Annotated in this window: 10 protein-coding genes; 2 read left to right on the forward strand and 8 right to left on the reverse strand. The window is 72.6% G+C overall.

The genetic code is table 11. The features are described from left to right. Window positions 1-2 precede the first annotated feature (2 nt). Window positions 3-1,442 (reverse strand): FG-GAP repeat domain-containing protein, encoded by a 1,440-nt coding sequence (locus NMK34_RS24345; protein ID WP_145824233.1) that lies wholly within the window; start codon window positions 1,440-1,442, stop codon window positions 3-5. Window positions 1,443-1,683: 241 nt separating this feature from the next. Between NMK34_RS24345 and NMK34_RS24350 the strand changes: the two genes are divergently transcribed. Beyond that, window positions 1,684-2,748 (forward strand): LacI family DNA-binding transcriptional regulator, encoded by a 1,065-nt coding sequence (locus NMK34_RS24350; protein ID WP_013476124.1) that lies wholly within the window; start codon window positions 1,684-1,686, stop codon window positions 2,746-2,748. Here the strand turns inward: NMK34_RS24350 and NMK34_RS24355 are convergent. From NMK34_RS24355 to NMK34_RS24385, 7 genes are read right to left on the reverse strand one after another with little or no spacing between them, the layout of a single operon-like run. Then, on the reverse strand, window positions 2,738-4,372 hold the full coding sequence (locus NMK34_RS24355) for a fucose isomerase (protein WP_013476123.1): 1,635 nt from the start codon (window positions 4,370-4,372) through the stop codon (window positions 2,738-2,740). The genes NMK34_RS24350 and NMK34_RS24355 overlap by 11 nt on opposite strands. Beyond that, the gene (locus tag NMK34_RS24360) at window positions 4,369-5,922 is read right to left on the reverse strand and encodes an FGGY-family carbohydrate kinase (protein WP_318335362.1); all 1,554 of its coding nucleotides are present in this window, start codon (window positions 5,920-5,922) and stop codon (window positions 4,369-4,371) included. Before NMK34_RS24360 ends, NMK34_RS24355 begins: the two co-directional genes overlap by 4 nt. A gap of 14 nt (window positions 5,923-5,936) precedes the next feature. Then, window positions 5,937-6,932, reverse strand: a complete 996-nt coding sequence (locus NMK34_RS24365) for a substrate-binding domain-containing protein (protein WP_013476121.1) — start codon at window positions 6,930-6,932, stop codon at window positions 5,937-5,939. 26 nt (window positions 6,933-6,958) lie between these two features. Continuing rightward, window positions 6,959-8,053, reverse strand: a complete 1,095-nt coding sequence (locus NMK34_RS24370) for an ABC transporter permease (protein ID WP_318335363.1) — start codon at window positions 8,051-8,053, stop codon at window positions 6,959-6,961. After that, window positions 8,050-9,663, reverse strand: coding sequence for a sugar ABC transporter ATP-binding protein (locus NMK34_RS24375; RefSeq protein ID WP_318335364.1), 1,614 nt, complete (start codon window positions 9,661-9,663; stop codon window positions 8,050-8,052). The genes NMK34_RS24370 and NMK34_RS24375 overlap by 4 nt, the downstream gene beginning before the upstream one ends. Then, window positions 9,660-11,783: a family 43 glycosylhydrolase gene (locus NMK34_RS24380; protein WP_114920803.1), complete on the reverse strand. Its 2,124-nt coding sequence runs from the start codon at window positions 11,781-11,783 to the stop codon at window positions 9,660-9,662. The genes NMK34_RS24375 and NMK34_RS24380 overlap by 4 nt, the downstream gene beginning before the upstream one ends. Then, window positions 11,783-15,067, reverse strand: coding sequence for a DUF2961 domain-containing protein (locus tag NMK34_RS24385; RefSeq protein WP_318335365.1), 3,285 nt, complete (start codon window positions 15,065-15,067; stop codon window positions 11,783-11,785). The genes NMK34_RS24380 and NMK34_RS24385 overlap by 1 nt, the downstream gene beginning before the upstream one ends. Before the next feature lie 395 nt (window positions 15,068-15,462). Here NMK34_RS24385 and NMK34_RS24390 point away from each other — a divergent pair. Then, window positions 15,463-16,365 (forward strand): VCBS repeat domain-containing M23 family metallopeptidase (locus NMK34_RS24390; RefSeq protein ID WP_318335366.1); only part of this gene is annotated, 903 nt, incomplete at its 3' end.

Genomic DNA, 16,365 nt, shown 5'->3' on the forward strand with positions numbered 1-16,365 from the left:
TGTCACAGCGTCACCTCACCGGTGAGCCCGAAGTAGTCGTGCCACTTGCTGCTGGCACCGAAGGTGGTGCCGGTGGACAGGGCGACGTAGACGTCGTTCGTGGCGCCCTTGGTGAAGACGATGAGGTCGTCCTTGCCGTCGCCGTTCGCGTCGCCCAGGTAGGGGAACTCGCCCGGCAGGCAGAAGAAGTCGTGCCACTTGACGGTGGTGCCGGCGAAGCCGGTGCCGGTGGAGGTGGCGACGTAGACGTCGGCGTCGGCGTTGCAGGTGAACGTGACGACGTCGTCCTTGCCGTCGCCGTTGACGTCCCCCACCCGCGGCTGCTCGGCACCCACGGCGAACAGGTCGTGCCACTTCTGCGGCGCCCCGAACGACGTGCCGGTGGACAGCGACACGATCACGTCCGCCGCTGACGCGGGGCCCTGGGTGAAGGTGATGATGTCGTCCTTGCCGTCGCCGTTGACGTCGCCCAGGGCGGGGAACTCCCCGGCGATGGAGAAGTAGTCGTGCCACTTCACCGCCGTGCCCGAGAACGACGACCCGGTTGACAGCGCCACGTAGACGTCCGCCGTCGCGTTGTGCGTGAACGCGACGATGTCGTCCCTGCCGTCGCCGTTGACGTCACCGACGGCGGCGATCTCCGCACCGGGGGCGAACCAGTCGTGCCACCGGCCCGGCGACGTGAACGCCGACCCGTTCGACAGCGCCACGTACACGTCGCCGGTGTTGCCGTGCGCGAACGTGACGATGTCGTCGCGGCCGTCACCGTTGACGTCGCCCGTCGACGCGGTCTCCCCGCCGATGGAGAAGAAGTCGTTCCACTTCACCGACGTTCCGGCGAAGCCGGTTCCGGTCGACGTGCTCGCGTACACGTCGGCGGAGGCGTTCTGGGTGAAGGTGAGGATGTCGTCGCGGCCGTCACCGTTCACGTCCGTCGACGAGCCGCCTGCCATGCCGTGGGTACGCGCCGCCTGGTTGAGCAGCGTGCGCGCGGTCCCCGCCACCTGGTCGTACCGGTCGGGGAAGCCCGATCGCTGGACGCACTGGGCGACCTGGCCCGCCGTGTAGCCGGGGTTGTTGCGGTCGCAGGTGATCGCACGCGTGACGTACTGCGTGGTGGCGTAGACCGGGTCCATGATCTGCTCCGGCGTGCCCCAGCCGTAGTCCCAGCGCTGCTGGAACACGCCCAGGCTGGACTTGTCGCCGCAGGGCAGGTTGTTCATGTGGGACTCGACCCAGCCCGCCTCGAAGGTGGAGAGCATGACCTTGTCGTTGACGTTGTACGACCGGGCCACCCGGTAGACGATCACGGTGACGGCGGGGTCGTGGGTGGCCGGGACGGACGGGCAGGCGAGCGTGCCGATCGGTACGGCGGCGGCCGGCGCGCCGGCCGCCGTGACGGTGCAGAGCGCGACAAGCATCGCCAGCAGATTTCGTCTCACCGTGCTCCTCGGGGGTGGGGGTGACCAGCGGCACCGGGCGAGAAATCGATTGCTGACGAGTCTCGTAGTCACCCACATCGATGTCAATAGCGGCGGCGGGACGCGATCGACCCGGTCGGAAATCGATTGCTGGACGGGTATAGGATTCCGTGCGATCTCCCGCGGTGGCGGTCTCACTCCGGTACGTCACCATCCGACGGGGGCCGGGCCGGAGCGCCCGGGCGACGACGACGGGAGCGCGATGACGACCATCTACGACGTGGCGCGTCGCGCGGGAGTGTCGCCGGCGACCGTCTCCCGCGTCCTCAACGGGCGTGCCTCGGTCGACCCGGACATGGCCGCCCGGGTACGGCAGGCCGCGCAGGACCTCGACTACCGCCCGAACGCCGTCGCGCGCAGCCTGCGCCGCAGCCGGACCAGCCTCTGGGCGGTCATCATCTCCGACATCGGGAACCCGTTCTTCACCTCGATGGTGCGCGGTGTCGAGGACGTCGCGCAGGAGGCCGGCTTCTCGGTCGTGCTCTGCAACGGCGACGAGGATCCGGAGAAGGAGGCCCGCTACGTGGCGGCGGCCCTGGCCGAGCGGATGGCCGGGGTGATCATCTCCTCGTCCGGGCGGCCGGCCCTGATCAGCCGCCTGGTGCAGGCCCGCATCCCGGTCGTGGCGATCGACAGGCAACCACGCGGCGTCGAGGTGGACACCGTGCTGGTGGACAACACCCACGGCGCCGAGCAGGCGACCGCCCATCTGGTGGGCAGCGGCTACCGGCGGATCGCCTGCATCACCGGCCCACGCCGGATCTCCACCGCCATGCAGCGGCTGCGGGGCTACCAGCGGGCGCTGAAGGCGAGCGGACGCCAGACCACCGAGGACCTGATCCGGTACGCGGACTTCCGCGAGGAGGGCGGCTACCGCGCGATGGCCTCCCTGCTGGAGACCGCCGAGCCGCCGGACGCGGTGTTCGCGGCGAACAACCTGATGACCGTGGGCGCCCTCGAGTGCCTCGTGGACAACGGCATCGGCGTGCCCGACCCGTTCGGCATCGTCGGGTTCGACGACATCCCCTGGGCGCACCTGGTCCGGCCCTCGCTGAGCACCGTCGCGCAGCCCACCTACGACCTGGGGCGCACCGCGGCCACGCTGCTGGTCGAGCGGATTGCCGACCCGGCCAAGGCACCCTCGACAGTGGTGCTCCACACCGAGCTGCGGGTACGCGACAGCTCGGCACCGTCGGCCGGCCGGCAGGGCCACGCGGTGGGCCGTGCCCGGTCGCGCGGCACTGCCGCCGGCTCGCTCAGATCGTGACGTCCCCGCACAGGTGCACCCGTACGCCCAGCTCGGCGAAGAGGGCGGCCTTGACCCGTAGCGCGCGGTCGGCGGTGCCGGCGTCTGGCGCGTAGACCACGTTGACGTGGTTGGCCTTGTGCCGGGCCATCAACTGGTCGCGGCCCACGCCGTGCAACACGGCGTGCATGATCGGCCATTGCGGTGTGGTGGCGTCCAGCCGCCGCCGGGTCTCCGCCTCGGGCAGCGCCACCACCGTGCCGCGCCCGAGGTCGACGTGCAGGCCGCCGTCCATCACGAACACGCGCGACCAGACGATCTCCCCCGGCTTCGACACGCCGCTGAGCGTGCCGCCGCCGAGCGGGAAGTACATCGGCGGCTGACGCATGCTGTATGACCTGTCGTAGCCGCCGTTGTGCGACGCGGGCACCGCACCGGAGATCTCGAAGACCCAGACGAAGTGCTCGCCGTACTGCTGCCCCCAGCGGATGTCGTGCAGCGTCGTCGCCGGGTCCAGGCCCATCGCGGTCCAGATCCGGTTGGTGACCAGCGAGTCCACGGCGACGCCCTCGTCGACCTCGTTGAAGTGCGGCAGCGCGACGCCCGGGTACAGCTCCCGGGAGCCGTCCCGGCTGGTCACCGGGGGGCGTTCGATGTTGTTCAGCAGCCCCTCGGCCAGGTCGCTGGCCGGCACGGTGTCCTTGAGCCCCTGCTGGTACTGGATCCCGACGGCGTCCAGGCCGAAGTCGTCGGCGATGCGCAGCGCGGCGACGTACATGCGGCACTGGCTGAGCAGTTGGGCGTACGTCAGCTCGGTGGCCTCGTCGGTGCCGGTGTGGAACGTCATCCCGGCCGCCTCCAGCCAGGCCAGCACCGCCCGCGCCTCGGTGTCGCGCACCCGCGCCATCTCCGCCACCAGCGCGCTCTGCGACAGGCGTTCCTTGAAGACGCCGAGCGGGTTGAGCAGCTCGTCGTCGATGATGGCGTTGTACATGCCCATGCAGCCCTCGTCGAAGACGCCGATGACGGCCCGCTCGGAGACGAGCTGCCGGGCCAGCGCCACGCCGAGTTCGACCTCCTCGTCCGGCCGCAGCACAGGCAGCGGGCGTACGTGGCTCTCGTCGTGCGTCACCCGGCCGGTCTCCAGCCACTTCTTCAGGCCGTCGCGCGCCCACTCGTCGGTGAAGTCCTCGCTCCACAGCGTCGAGTACCGCACGCCCGCCTTGGTGAGGCTGCCGGCGAGGTTGAGCAGGCCCACCAGGCCGGGGTACTCGCCGCTCCAGTTCGCCACCAGCAGGATCGGCCCGCGGTGGGCGCGCAGCCCGGCCAGCACGTGGTGGCTGTACTGCCAGACCGCCTCCACCACGACGAGCGGCACGTCGGCCGGGATGCTCCGGAAGACCTCGATCCCGGCGCGCTGGCTGTCGATGAAGCCGTGTCCTTTGCCCGGGTCGACGTCGTGACCGCGCCGGACGTGCCAGCCGAGCGCGGTGACCGCGGCGGTGAGGTCGGCTTCGAGCTGCCGCTGGGTGGGCCAGCAGGTGACGTTCGCGCTCAGCCGCAGGTCACCGCTGGCGACTGTGTAGACGGTGCGGGGCGGGGCGGCCGGGCGCTCGACCGGCACGGGCAGTGTGTAACGGGTCACGGGGCAGCTCCCTCGGCGGGCGGACGGTGGGTGGAGCGGAACGCGTCCGGCAGGCGTTCCTGCCGGGCCGCAAGGGCGTGAACCACAGATCGGCTACCGGCGTACAGCTCGCGGTAGAGCCGGTACAGCTCGTCGTAGTCGGCGGCGGGTTCGGGTCGTGGCCGCCGCACCCCGGCGATCGGGTTCCACGTCTCGATCGAGACGTCCATCACGGTCCGGGCGGCCAGGAAGGCGCCGCCGTAGCTGGCGCCGATGGTCTGCGCCGGGATCTGCTGTTCCCGGCCGGTGATGTCGGAGACGATCTGGGTCCAGAGCCCGCCCCGGGTGCCGCCGCCGACCGCGACGATCCGGCGGATGTCGCCGCCAGCCGCCTCGATCGTCTCGATGTTGTGCCGTACCGCCAGCCCGGTCGCCTCCAGCGCCGCCCGGTAGATGTCGCCGGGGCCGTGCGAGAGGGTGAGACCGGCGATCAGGCCGCGGGCCCGGGGATCGAGGATCGGCGTGCGTTCCCCGGCGAAGAACGGCAGCATCAGCAACCCGCGGGCACCGGCGCCGGAGCGTTCGGCGAGGCGGAGCAGCTCGGTGTGGTCGGTGCCCGCCACCAGGTCGCGTAGCCAGCCGGTGATCGCGCCGGAGGTCGCCATCCCGCCGGCCAGGTTGCGGGTGCCCGGCAGCGCGCCGACGGTGCCCCACAGCGACGGGCTGGTCAGCCGGTGCGGCACGGTGTGCACGAGGAACATGGTGGTGCCGTACATGAGCATCAGGTCGCCCACGCCCTGCGCACCCACGCTCAACGCCTCCGACCAGGCGTCAATCGTGCCCGCCACCACCGGAACGCCCTCCGGCAGGCCGGTCTCGGCGGCGGCCCCGGCCGTCACCTCACCGGCCACGTCGCCGGGCCAGCACAGTGGCGGAAGCTCCAGTCCGGGTGCGAACGGGTCGATCCACGGCCGGTACCAGTCCTGGGCCTCGGTGTCGTAGAACGGCGTGCACTGGCTTGCCGAGTGGTGATCGAGCAGGTAGCGACCGGTGAGCCGGTAGGCCAGCCACGAACTGGGCATGAACAGCCGGCGGGCACGGGCGAACAGTTCCGGTTCGGTGTCGGCCACCCACGCGATCTTCGGGCCCGCCGCCTGGCTGGACAGCACCGACCCGCACCGCTGGATGATCTCGTCGGCGCCGAACCGCTCGTTCATCCGCTCGATCTGCTCCCCGGCGCGGGTATCCACGCCGTAGAGGACGGCCGGGCGCAGTGGAGTGCCGCCGGCGTCGGTGAGCAGCACGCACGGACCCATGCCGCTCACCCCGACCGCGCACACCCGGACGTCACCCGGAGCCAGCAGATCCCGGCTGAGGGCGACGAACTCCCGCCACCAGATCCGGCCGTCCATCTCGGCCCGGCCAGGGCCGGGCCGGTCGACCCGGTGCTCCAGGACCCGGGCCCGGACCAACCGCCCGTCGGGGTCGACGAGAACCCCCTTGCTGCTCGACGTGCCAATGTCCACGCCGAGCACCACCGGCGCCGCCCGCCGCACGCTCGCGCTGCGCATCCCGGCCCCCGCGCTCAGAGGCCGCCGAGCTTCGCGTACGCCTCGGCGGCGTTCTCCCTGGTGATCCGCATGGTGCCCAGCGTGGTGGTACGCGGGACGTCCTCGGCGCAGTCGACGAGGATCTTCCGGGCCAGCTCGACCGCCTCCCGGCCGCCGGTGGCGTACTGGAACGTGGCGGCGAGGCGGCCCTGCTCGACGGCCTTGATCCCGCCGGAGGGCACCGGCAGCGCGTCGATGCCGGTGAACTTGATCCGCTGCGCCTTGCCCGCCGACTTCGCGGCGAGGTAGGCGCCCTCGGCCATCGGGTCGTTGTGCGCGTAGATCGCGGACACGTCCGGGTGGGCCTTGATCAGCGCGTCCGCCACCGACTGTCCCTTCTCCCGCAGCCAGTCGCCGGGCTGGGAGGCGACGATCTGGATCTTCGGGTTGGCGGCGATGCCGTCGCGGAAGCCCTGCGCGCGCTCGGCGGCGGGGGTCGAGCCGGGCAGCCCGGCGATCTCGATCACCTTGCCGCCGTCGGGCAGCAGCGTCGTGGCGTAGAACTCGCCGGCCGCCTTGCCGATCGCCACGTTGTCGCCACCGATGAACGCGGTGTACGCCTCCCCCTCGACCTTGCGGTCCAGCACGATCACCGGCACGCCCTGGTCGTACGCCTTCTTCACCACAGCGGTGAGCGGCTTGGCCTCGTTCGGCGAGATGATCAGCAGGTTGATCTTCTGGGTGAGGAAGTTCTCCACGTCGGCGACCTGCTTGCTGTTGTCCTGGGCGGCGTCGGAGACCACGACGCGGAAGCCGGGCACCGACTTCGCCGCCGTCTGCACGTCGTTGTTCATCACCTGCCGGTACGGCTCGGCGTTGTTGGCCTGGGACATGCCGATCAGGAAGTCCTTGCCGGCGCCGCAGGCGCGGGCCCGCCCGGCGTCGTCGGACGGCTTCTCGACGCTGCACCCCGTCGTGATCGCCAGCGCGCCGGTGACCAGCAGCGCGAGCAGTGTGGTTCGCTTGTCCATCGGGTGGCTCCTCGGAGTCGGTTCGGTCAGGCGATGCCGCGGCGCAGCTTCTGCAGCGCCGCCGCGAGCACGATCACCAGTCCTTTGATCAGCAGCTGGACGTTGGCGTCGATGTTGTTGAGCGCGAGGATGTTGTTGAGGATGCCGAGCAGCAGCGCGCCGGCCAGGGTGCCGCCCATCGAGCCGGAGCCGCCGGCCAGGCTGGTGCCGCCGATGACGACAGCGGCGATCGCGTCCAGCTCGTATCCGGCGCCGTCGTTCGGGCTGCCCTGGTTGAGCTGTCCCGCGTGCACCACTCCGGCCACCGCCGCCAGGAGGCCGGCGACGGCGAACACGGCGACCTTGACCCGCGTCACCGGCACACCGGAGAGCCGGGCCGCCTTCTCGTTGCCGCCGATCGCGCAGACGTGCCGGGCGAACGCCGTCGTCCGCAGCACCACCACAGCGGCCACCCCGATCAGGACGAACAGCACCGCCGGCACCGGGAGCACGCCGTTTATCGAGCCGTTCAGCAGTTCGAAGGCGGGCGGCGCCTCCTGGGGTCCGTCGCCGTAGGCGATCGGGATGCCGAGGCCGCCGGACCAGATCCGGGCGATGCCCCGGGCGACCTGGAGACCGGCCAGTGTCACGATGAACGACTGGATGCCGAGGCGGGCCACGGCGTACCCCTGGAGCGCGCCGAACAGCACGCCGATCGCGAGCACGGCGGCGACGGCGGGCAGGATGCCGAGTCCGGAGTCGACCATGAGCGTCGCGGTGCCGACGGCCGACAGGCCGAGGATCGCCCCGACCGACAGGTCGATGCCGCCCAGCAGGACGACGAACGTCATCCCGATCGCGATGATGCCGATCTCCGACACCGCGCGGACGATGTTCCCCAGGTTGCCGGCGGTGAGGAAGAGGATCTCGCCGTCGCGGCGCGGTGAGGCGAGGATCGCCACGACGAAGATCACGAGCAGCGCGAAGAGACTCTGCACCGCGAAGAGCCGGTCGGCGAGTTCCCGGCGGCTGCGCGGCCGACGCAGCCAGTGGGCCGTCGCGCCGCGCAGTCCGGCCGTACCGGCGGCGGGCGGCGCCCCGGTCACGGCCGGCTCGGGCGGCGGCACTTGGGTGTCGGTCATCGGTCGTCCCTTCCGGCGGCCGGGCCGCCCATCGCCGCCGCGAGGATGTCCTCGCCGGTGCAGCCGCCGGTGGCGAGGTCGGCCACGGCCCGGCCACGGCGCAGCACCACCACCCGGTCGCAGACGCCGAGCAGCTCGGGCAGTTCCGAGGAGGCGAGCAGGATGCCCATGCCGTCGCCGGCGAGCCGGCGCAGCAGCCGGTAGATCTCCGCCTTCGCCCCGATGTCGACGCCGCGGGTCGGCTCGTCCAGCAGGAGCAGCCGCGGCTCGGTGAGCAGGTGCCGGGCGAAGACCACCTTCTGCTGGTTGCCACCGGAGAGCGCGCCGACCGGCGTGGCCGCCGACGCCGTCTTGATCGCCAGGTCGGTGACCGACCGCGCGACGGCCGCCCGTTCCCGGCGTCGGCTGACGATCCCGGCCGTGGTCAGCCTGGACAGGGCGGCCAGCACGATGCTCCGGCCGACCGGGTGGTCCAGGACGAGCGCGGAGCGGCGCCGGTCCTCCGGGACGAAGCCGACGCCGGCCCGCAGTGCCGCGCGGGGGCGGCGCGGCGCGTACGGGCGGCCGGCCAGCAGCACCGCGCCGGTGCGGCGACCCGCGGACCCGGCGCCGAACAGGGTCTCCAGCAGTTCGGTACGTCCCGCGCCCATCAGCCCGGCCAGGCCGACGATCTCGCCGGCCCGCACGGTCAGGCTGACGCCGTCCGGCTCGCAGCGGCCGAGCCGGGGCGTCCGGGGCCGCACGGCCAGGTCGGTGACACGCAGCAGCGGGCCGCCGCCGGCGGATCCGGGCGGCGGGCCGGGAGCGCCGGCCGTTTCCGCCGGGGCGGGCTCGAACAGCGACGCGGCCCGGCCGCCGACCATCATCGCCACGATCCGCCGCCGGTCCATCCGGCCGGCCGGTACGACACCGGCGACGGAACCGTTGCGCAGCACCGTCGCGCGGTCCGCGACGACCTCGATCTCCTCCATCCGGTGGGAGATGTAGACGACGCCGACGCCCCGGCGGCGCAGGCCGCCGATTGTGGTGAACAGCCGCCGTACATCCCCGTCGGCGAGCGCGGCCGTCGGCTCGTCCATGACGAGTACGCGGGCGTCCAGGGCGAGCGCCTTGGCGATCTCGACGAGTTGCTGCTCGCCGACGCGCAGCGAGCCCACCGGGCGGCGCGGGTCGATGTCTGCGCCGAGCCGGTCCAGGTGCTCGCGCGCGGTGCGGCCCGCGGCCCGCCGGTCGACTGTGCGCAGCCGGGTCCGGGGCTCCCGCCCGAGCACGAGGTTGTCGGCCACCGAGAGGGCGGGCACCAGGTCGAGTTCCTGGTGGATGGTCGCGATCCCGGCGGCCTGGGCGGCGGCCGGGCCGGTGAACTGTACCGGCGTCCCGTCGACTGCGACTTCTCCGTCGTAGTCGGTGATCACGCCGGAGAGGATGTTGATCAGGGTGGACTTGCCCGCGCCGTTCTCGCCCAGCAGCGCGTGCACCTCGCCCCCCCGTACGTCGAAGTCGACGCCGTCGAGGGCCGTCACGCCGCCGAACCGCTTGGCCACTCCGGTTGCCGCGACCACCACCCGGCCGCTAGGGCCGGGCGCGTCGCGGGTGTCCACGCCGGTCACGGGATCGCGTTGATCGCGGTGTGCGCGGCGTCGGCGAACTGCACGTCCCGCCGGACCCCGCTCGCGGTCAGACGCCAGGTGCCGCCCGCGTACTGGCCCGGCGCCCAGGACAGGCCGCCGGAGCGCCACAGCGGCTGCCAGGCCGCCATCGCGTGGCCGGCGTCGTACCAGGTGTTGTCGCCGCGCCAGGCCGACCCCCACCGGTGCGCCGCGACCACCGAGAGCCCGTCGCCGGTGCTCATCGTCCAGCGGGGCATGCCGGTGACGTCACCTGTCGGCCGCGCCTCCACCGCCGGGTCGCCGACCAGCGGCGACGCGCCGTCGATGTTGAACGCCACCTCCCACACCGCGGCGGTCGGCCACCCGTTCACCGACCAGGTGACGTCGCTCTGCAACCCGGGGCCGGTCCACCGGGGCGTCACGGTGAGCAGCCAGTCGGCGGTGACCGGCTCGTCGCCGAACGGGATGCCGACCAGGTTGATCCGGGAGCCGTCGGCGGACACGTCGACCCGGGCCGGCGCCCCGGCCCGGTCGGTCACGTCGAACCGGCCGACGGCGAGGTACGGCCCGGTGCCCCGGTGCGACGAGTCGAGCGCGGGACGGTGATTGCCGGCCCCGGCCGGGTCGACGGCCAGCTCGGCGATCCGGGCGCTGGGCCAGGTGCGCACGTCGGCGCGCAGGAAACCGGTGGTCACCGTCCAGCCGCGCGCCACCACGCCGGTCGACCAGGTCAGCGGCGCCAGCCAGAGCCCGCCCTGACCCCAGCCGGCGTGGGTCAGGTACCAGTTCGAGCCGTCCACCACGACCTCGGCGGCGTGCGCGTCCAGCACCGTCACCTTCTCCGCGCCGTCGAAGCGCAGCGGGTCGCGGCTGCGGTAGACGGCCGTGCGCCGGTACGCGGCGCCGTAGTCGGTGCCGTCGCAGCAGACGAACAGGTACCACCACTCCCCCCGGCGCACCACGAACGGCGACTCCGTCTGCCCGCCCGCCCGGCCGGTGTGCGGCGAGGTGTACGCGATCGCGCGGCCGCTCCACGAGCGCAGGTCGGTGCTGGTCCGGTACGCCACGACATGGTTGCCGCCGGACGGGCTCGACGTGGCCGTGTAGTACATGACCCAGCGGTCGCCGACCCGGGTCACCATCGGGTCGCGGCCCTCCCACCCGTCGATGAACAGCGGGTTGGCGGAGCTTCGGGTCCAGGTGAACAGGTCGGTCGAGGTGGCCAGGTGCATGCGGTACCGGGCGTAGTCCGGGTTCCCGGCCGCGTAGAACATGTGGTAGACGCCGTTGTGGTGGACGACGTGCGGGGCCCAGATCCACTGCTCCCCGGCCCCGGGGTCGGCGGCCAGCGCCACCGGCCGTTTCGTCCACGGGCCGGTCGGGGTGGGCGCGGTGGCGTGCCCGAAGACCTTCTCGTCCTGCGGCGCACCGGGTTCGGCGTGGGTGATGCCGAACAGGTGCCACACGCCGGTCTGCTCGTGCCGCACCAGCGTGTGGTCGTTGTAGTACCAGGTCGTCGACTCCCCGGCGCTCGGATCGTAGACGCGTGTGGACGCGCCCCGCGCCGGTGTCTCACCGAGCGTCTCGTACGGCGTGGTGGTGACCGCCGCGAGCGGGCCGACGCGACGCAGCGTCACCGTGTCCAGCCCGGCGAAGAAGCCGGTGGAGGACGCGGACCGGCCGGTCACCGTGACGGTGAGGCGGTGGGTGCCGGCCGTCAGCGACACCGAGCCCAGCGGCACCGCCCCGGTGCGCTGCACCGCGCCCGCGTACCCGTCGAAGAGCTGGCCGACCGCCACCCCGTCGACGGCGAAGCGCAGCGTGCCGTAGTCGCCGGCCCGGGTGAGGACCGCGCCGAGGTCGTACTGCCCGGCCGGCACCGACGGCAGCGTGAGCGTCACCGCGTCACCGGCGCGGGCGCCCCGGAACCACAGTTGCCGTCCGCCGGACCAGCTCACCCCGCAGCAGTCGGTCTGCGCGCCGACCGGCGCGGTGGCGGAGACGACGGCGAGCGACTCGGCCTCGAACCGGACCGGGTCGTCGGCCGCTGCCGGTCCGGCCGGGACCGCCACCAGGGCCACCCCGAGCAGGAGCGCCGCGAGGGCACGCCGGGCGCGCATCACGACACGCTCGGGCGGGGCAGGTCGGTGCCGGGGGCGAACCGGTCGTGCCAGCGGTTGCCCAGTGGCCCGAATCCACCGCCGGTGGAGAGCGAGACGAACACGTCGGCGGTCAGGCCCCTGGTGAACGCGACCACGTCGGCCCGGCCGTCGCCGTTGAAGTCCCCCACCCCGGGCAGCTCGTCGCCGAAGGCGAAGTGGTCGTGCCACTTCCAGGAGCTCTGCACGAAGCGGCCCCCGTCGGAGAGCGACACGAACACGTCGCCGGTCGTACCCCTGGTGAACGTCACGATGTCGTCCCGCCCGTCCCCGTCCACGTCGCCCACCGCCGGCAGCTCGTCGCCGGCGGCGAAGCTGTCGTGCCACTTCCAGCCGTCCTCCACGAAGCGGGTGCCGTCGGACAGCGACACGAACACGTCGCCGGTCGTACCCCTGGTGAACGTCACGATGTCGTCCCGCCCGTCCCCGTCCACGTCGCCCACCGCCGGGAACTCGTCGCCGAGCGCGAAGTGGTCGTGCCACTTGACGCCGGGTCCGAAGCCGGAGCCGGTGGAGAGCGCCACGTAGACGTCGGCGGCGGCGCCGCGGGTGAAGGTGATGATGTCGGCGCGGCCGTCGCCGTTGACGTCGCCGACCGCCGGGATCTCGGCGCCGACGGCGAAGAAGTCGTGCCACTTGACGCCCGCGGAGTAGCCGGAGCCGGTGGAGAGCCCGACGTAGACGTCGGCGCTGTCGCCACGGGTGAACGTGATGACGTCGGCGCGGCCATCGCCGTTGACGTCGCCGGTGAGCGGCACCTCCGCGCCGACCGCGAAGAAGTCGTTCCAGGGCCGGCTGTCCGGCACGAACCGGGTGCCGTCGGAGAGCGACGTGAACACGTCGGCGGTGGCGCCGCGGGTGAAGTCGACGGCGTCGTCGCGGCGGTCGCCGTTGGCGTCGCTGGTGTTGCGGGTACGGGTGGTGGCCGACACCTCGGCCGAGGGCGCGGCGGCGTTGCCCGACCCGTCGACGGCAACGACCCGGTAGTAGCGGGTCTGCGCGGCCGGCAGCGGACCGTGCCGGAACATGGTGGCACGTGTGGTGCCGACCAGGTTGGCGGCGGTGATCGCCACCCCCGGGTTCCGGGACGCGTAGACGCGGTAGGAGACCACGCCGACGTCGTCGGCGGAGGGGGACCAGGTCAGGCCCAGCGCGTGCACGCGCCCGCCGGCCAGGGCGAGACCGGCGACCGGGGCCGGGGCGACAGTGTCGGTGAACGGCGCGATCATGCTGTCGGCCAGGTATCGGGCGGCGGTCCAGGCCGGCGCGCCGCTCGCCGGGGTGAGCTGGACGGTCACCGCCGACCGGCCCGCCGTCAGCGCCGCGGGCAGTACGAACTCGTCGGCCAGCCAGCGCTGCCTGTCGTTGCCCAGCGGCTGGAGCCACACCCCGGCCGGTGTGCCGTCCACCGACACGGCCGCCTGCTGGTAGCCACCGGCCTGGTCACCGTGGCGGCGCAGCCGTACCCCCTGGTTGGCCGGGTCGATCGCCAGCCGGAAGCGGACCGTGGCGGTGGTGGCACGGACCTGGCCGGTCTGCGGGACGTTGTCGTCGTCGCCCTCGAAGGCGGCGGTGAGCGCGGTCTGGGTCGCCGCGGAGTCGGTGTACGCGTGCGCGGCGCGGCTGGCGGCGTCGCCGGTGACGACGGTGTCGGTCCGGCGCGTGGTCACGGTGCGCTGGGTGTAGAGGAACGCGGTCGAGGCGTACTCGGCGGGCATGTCGTTGGCCGGTCCGTGCTCGATGCCGAAGCGCAGCGCGGTGCCGTACGCCACCGCGTCGCCGATCATCAGCCGGTAGGCGGCGTCGCACTCGTCGGCGCATCCGCCGCCGCGGACCAGGTGCGCGGTGTTGCCGGTGAAGACATCGCTGTACTCGCCGCGGTTGAAGTACCAGCCCGACTCGTAGAAGTCCTCGGTGCCGGTGCCGTAGATCTGCGGCGTGGGCGAGCCGTCCACGTGCACCCGCTCGTCGCCCTCCAGGTAGTTGCGGGTATTGCCGCCGATGATGTGGCCCCGCATGGTCTGCGAGACGCCGACGAACCGGCCCCGGCCGGACTGGTCGGCGATGATCCAGTCCGCGCCGCCGACCGCCTCAGCGCGGCGTGACTGGGTGGTGAAGTAACCGGCGCTGCCGTCGGCGGCGAGCCGGGACGTCCACTCGGCGCCGGGCGCCGACGTCACCTCGACCTCGATGCCGCCGACTGCGGTGCCCGTCGTGTTGACGAGCGTCACGGCGGCGGCGGTGCGGAACGGCATCGGCCACCATGTGCTGTACCAGCCGCCCGGCGCGGAGTCCATGGCGAACATCAGCGACCGTACGGTGCGCTCGCCCAGCCCGGCGCCGAAGAACTCGCCGACCGGGCTGTCCACTGTCGTACGTCCGTCGAACGTCATCCGCAGCCGCAGCCCGTTGAGCGTCGGCGCCCCGGCCGCGGCGTCCGGTACGCGCAGCCGCAGCGCGGTGATCGCGCGTGGCCCGGTCAGGGCGGCCAGTGACACCTGCCCCTGCGCCGGGGCGGTGACGGTGACGCGCGTGGTGGAGGCGCCGGCCTGTGCGGGCTTCGGGTCGCGGGTGCCGGCGGCGCGCAGCAGCGTGACCACGTCGGTGGCCGGGTCGGCCGGATCGAACCGGGGCACCCCTGCCGCGTCGGTGAAGGTCCGGTAGGTGACGTGGTGGAACAGCGGGTTGTTCTGGGTGGTGATCCGCATGGACTCCCGGTAGGGCATGGGCACCTTGACGGTGACGCCGCCGGACGTCTGGTCGGCGTTGCTCACGAGCGGCGCGACGAACGGGCTGCCGAGCTGCCCGTCCACCAGATCCTGGAGGTCGGCCTGGACGACCACGACGCCGTCGAGTTCGACGCGGATCCAGCCGGTGGCGCGGACGTTGCCGTCGTCGCGGGTGAACCAGATCGACTGCACCTCGCCCGGACCGTGCGCCTCGGCGATCACACATCCCCCGCTCCGACGCAGACACGACCAGGTGCCGACGAAGCCGTCGTCGTTGGAGCCGTCGCGGCCGAAGCTGGAGAACTGGTGGGTACGGGTGCCGGCGGCCAGTTCCGGCAGGCGGTCGAGCCGGCGGTAGGCGTCCCAGCCGATCGGGCCCTTGTCGTCGGCGACGGCGAGAGCGGGAGCGGGCGCCGACGTGGCGGCCGGCGCGGCGGCGGACGAGGTCGCGGGCACGGCAACGGCCAGCAGCGCGGCTGCTGCGGCGCCGGCCCAACGGCCGATGCGAAGCCTCATCGGTGTCCCTTCCGAGCGGCCGTAGGAGCATGAGAAATCGATTGCTGGCGAGTTAACTTCGAGACTTCCACGGTTGTCAATACTTTGCGCCCGGCTTTCCCTCCAGGGCAGCAATCTTCGCGGCGGGTCGGCCCGCACGCCGCGCAGCCAGGCCGGGCGGAAGCGACGCTGAAGGAAGTTTTCCGGCAACACTCACCACCCCGGCGGGTATTGACAGGCTCCGAAGTCTGCGGTTTCACTTCTCCTCAGCGCCACCGTCCCGCCGATCGGGGCGCCAGCCGCCCCTTCTCCGACGCGAACTGTCAGGGCCCGCCCATCGGCGACACCGGCCCCTGGCCCGACGCGCCCACGCGCCGCTCCGACAGTGCATCCCTCTTCCGACGAGGAGTCACCGCATGCCCAGATTCCCGACGCGTCCCGTCCGGCGGGCCCTCGTCGCGCTGCTCACCCTGGCCGCGGCCATCCTCACCGCGGTGACGGTCACCCCGTCACCGGCACTCGCCGCGCCCAACTTCAAGGCACCGTTCCCCTGCGGGCAGCGGTGGACGTACAGCCACCACAACGCCGAGGTGCGGCAGGCGCTGGACTTCGTCCGCGCCGACGGCGGTGTCACAGGCGGTACGCCCCAGATGGCGTCCGCCGCCGGAGTGGCCCGGCGCTACTCGCAGCCCAGCGGCGCCGGCAACTACATCGTCATCGACCACGGCGGCGGATGGACCACCTACTATTTCCACCTCAGCGCCTACTCGGTGCCCGACGGCGCCTACGTGCAGCAGGGCCAGCAGATCGGGATCACCGGCAGCACCGGCAACTCCTCCGGCGCACACGTGCACTACGAGCAGCTCTACAACGGTGTCGGCCAGGTCATCTCGATCAACGGCGTCTCGCTCGCGCCGTATCCCGGCCAATACAACCAGCGGTTCCTGGTCAGCGACAACTGCGGCACGCCGCCGCCGCCCGCGCCCCGCTATTTCGGTGGTTCGCCGACGGATTTCACCGGTGACGGCCGGGATGACGTGGTCGCGTTCACCCACGGTGCGCTGGCCGACGCGTATGTGGCCACGTCGACGGGTTCGTCGTTCGCGGGGACGTCGGTGAAGTGGCACGACTGGTTCGCCCTGTCCGGAGAGACCCCCCTGACCGGAGACGTCAACGGCGACGGACGCGACGACGCGATCGTGTTCACCCACGGCACCACCGCCGACGTCCACGTCGCCCTGTCCACCGGCACATCCTTCGCCGCATCCGCGAAATGGCACGACTGGTTCGCCCCCGGCACCGAAGTCCCCGCCGTCGGC

It is taken from the genome of Micromonospora sp. BRA006-A (genome assembly GCF_033433935.1).
In the GTDB taxonomy this organism is placed as follows: Bacteria; Actinomycetota; Actinomycetes; order Mycobacteriales; family Micromonosporaceae; genus Micromonospora; species Micromonospora aurantiaca.

What these genes read in the sequence shown, in the direction of transcription:
- NMK34_RS24350 (WP_013476124.1), top strand. Translation starts at nt 1,684, where the DNA reads ATGACGACCATCTACGACGTGGCGCGTCGCGCGGGAGTGTCGCCGGCG.
- NMK34_RS24360 (WP_318335362.1), bottom strand. Translation starts at nt 5,922, where the DNA reads ATGCGCAGCGCGAGCGTGCGGCGGGCGGCGCCGGTGGTGCTCGGCGTG.
- NMK34_RS24365 (WP_013476121.1), bottom strand. Translation starts at nt 6,932, where the DNA reads ATGGACAAGCGAACCACACTGCTCGCGCTGCTGGTCACCGGCGCGCTG.
- NMK34_RS24370 (WP_318335363.1), bottom strand. Translation starts at nt 8,053, where the DNA reads ATGACCGACACCCAAGTGCCGCCGCCCGAGCCGGCCGTGACCGGGGCG.
- NMK34_RS24380 (WP_114920803.1), bottom strand. Translation starts at nt 11,783, where the DNA reads ATGCGCGCCCGGCGTGCCCTCGCGGCGCTCCTGCTCGGGGTGGCCCTG.
- NMK34_RS24385 (WP_318335365.1), bottom strand. Translation starts at nt 15,067, where the DNA reads ATGAGGCTTCGCATCGGCCGTTGGGCCGGCGCCGCAGCAGCCGCGCTG.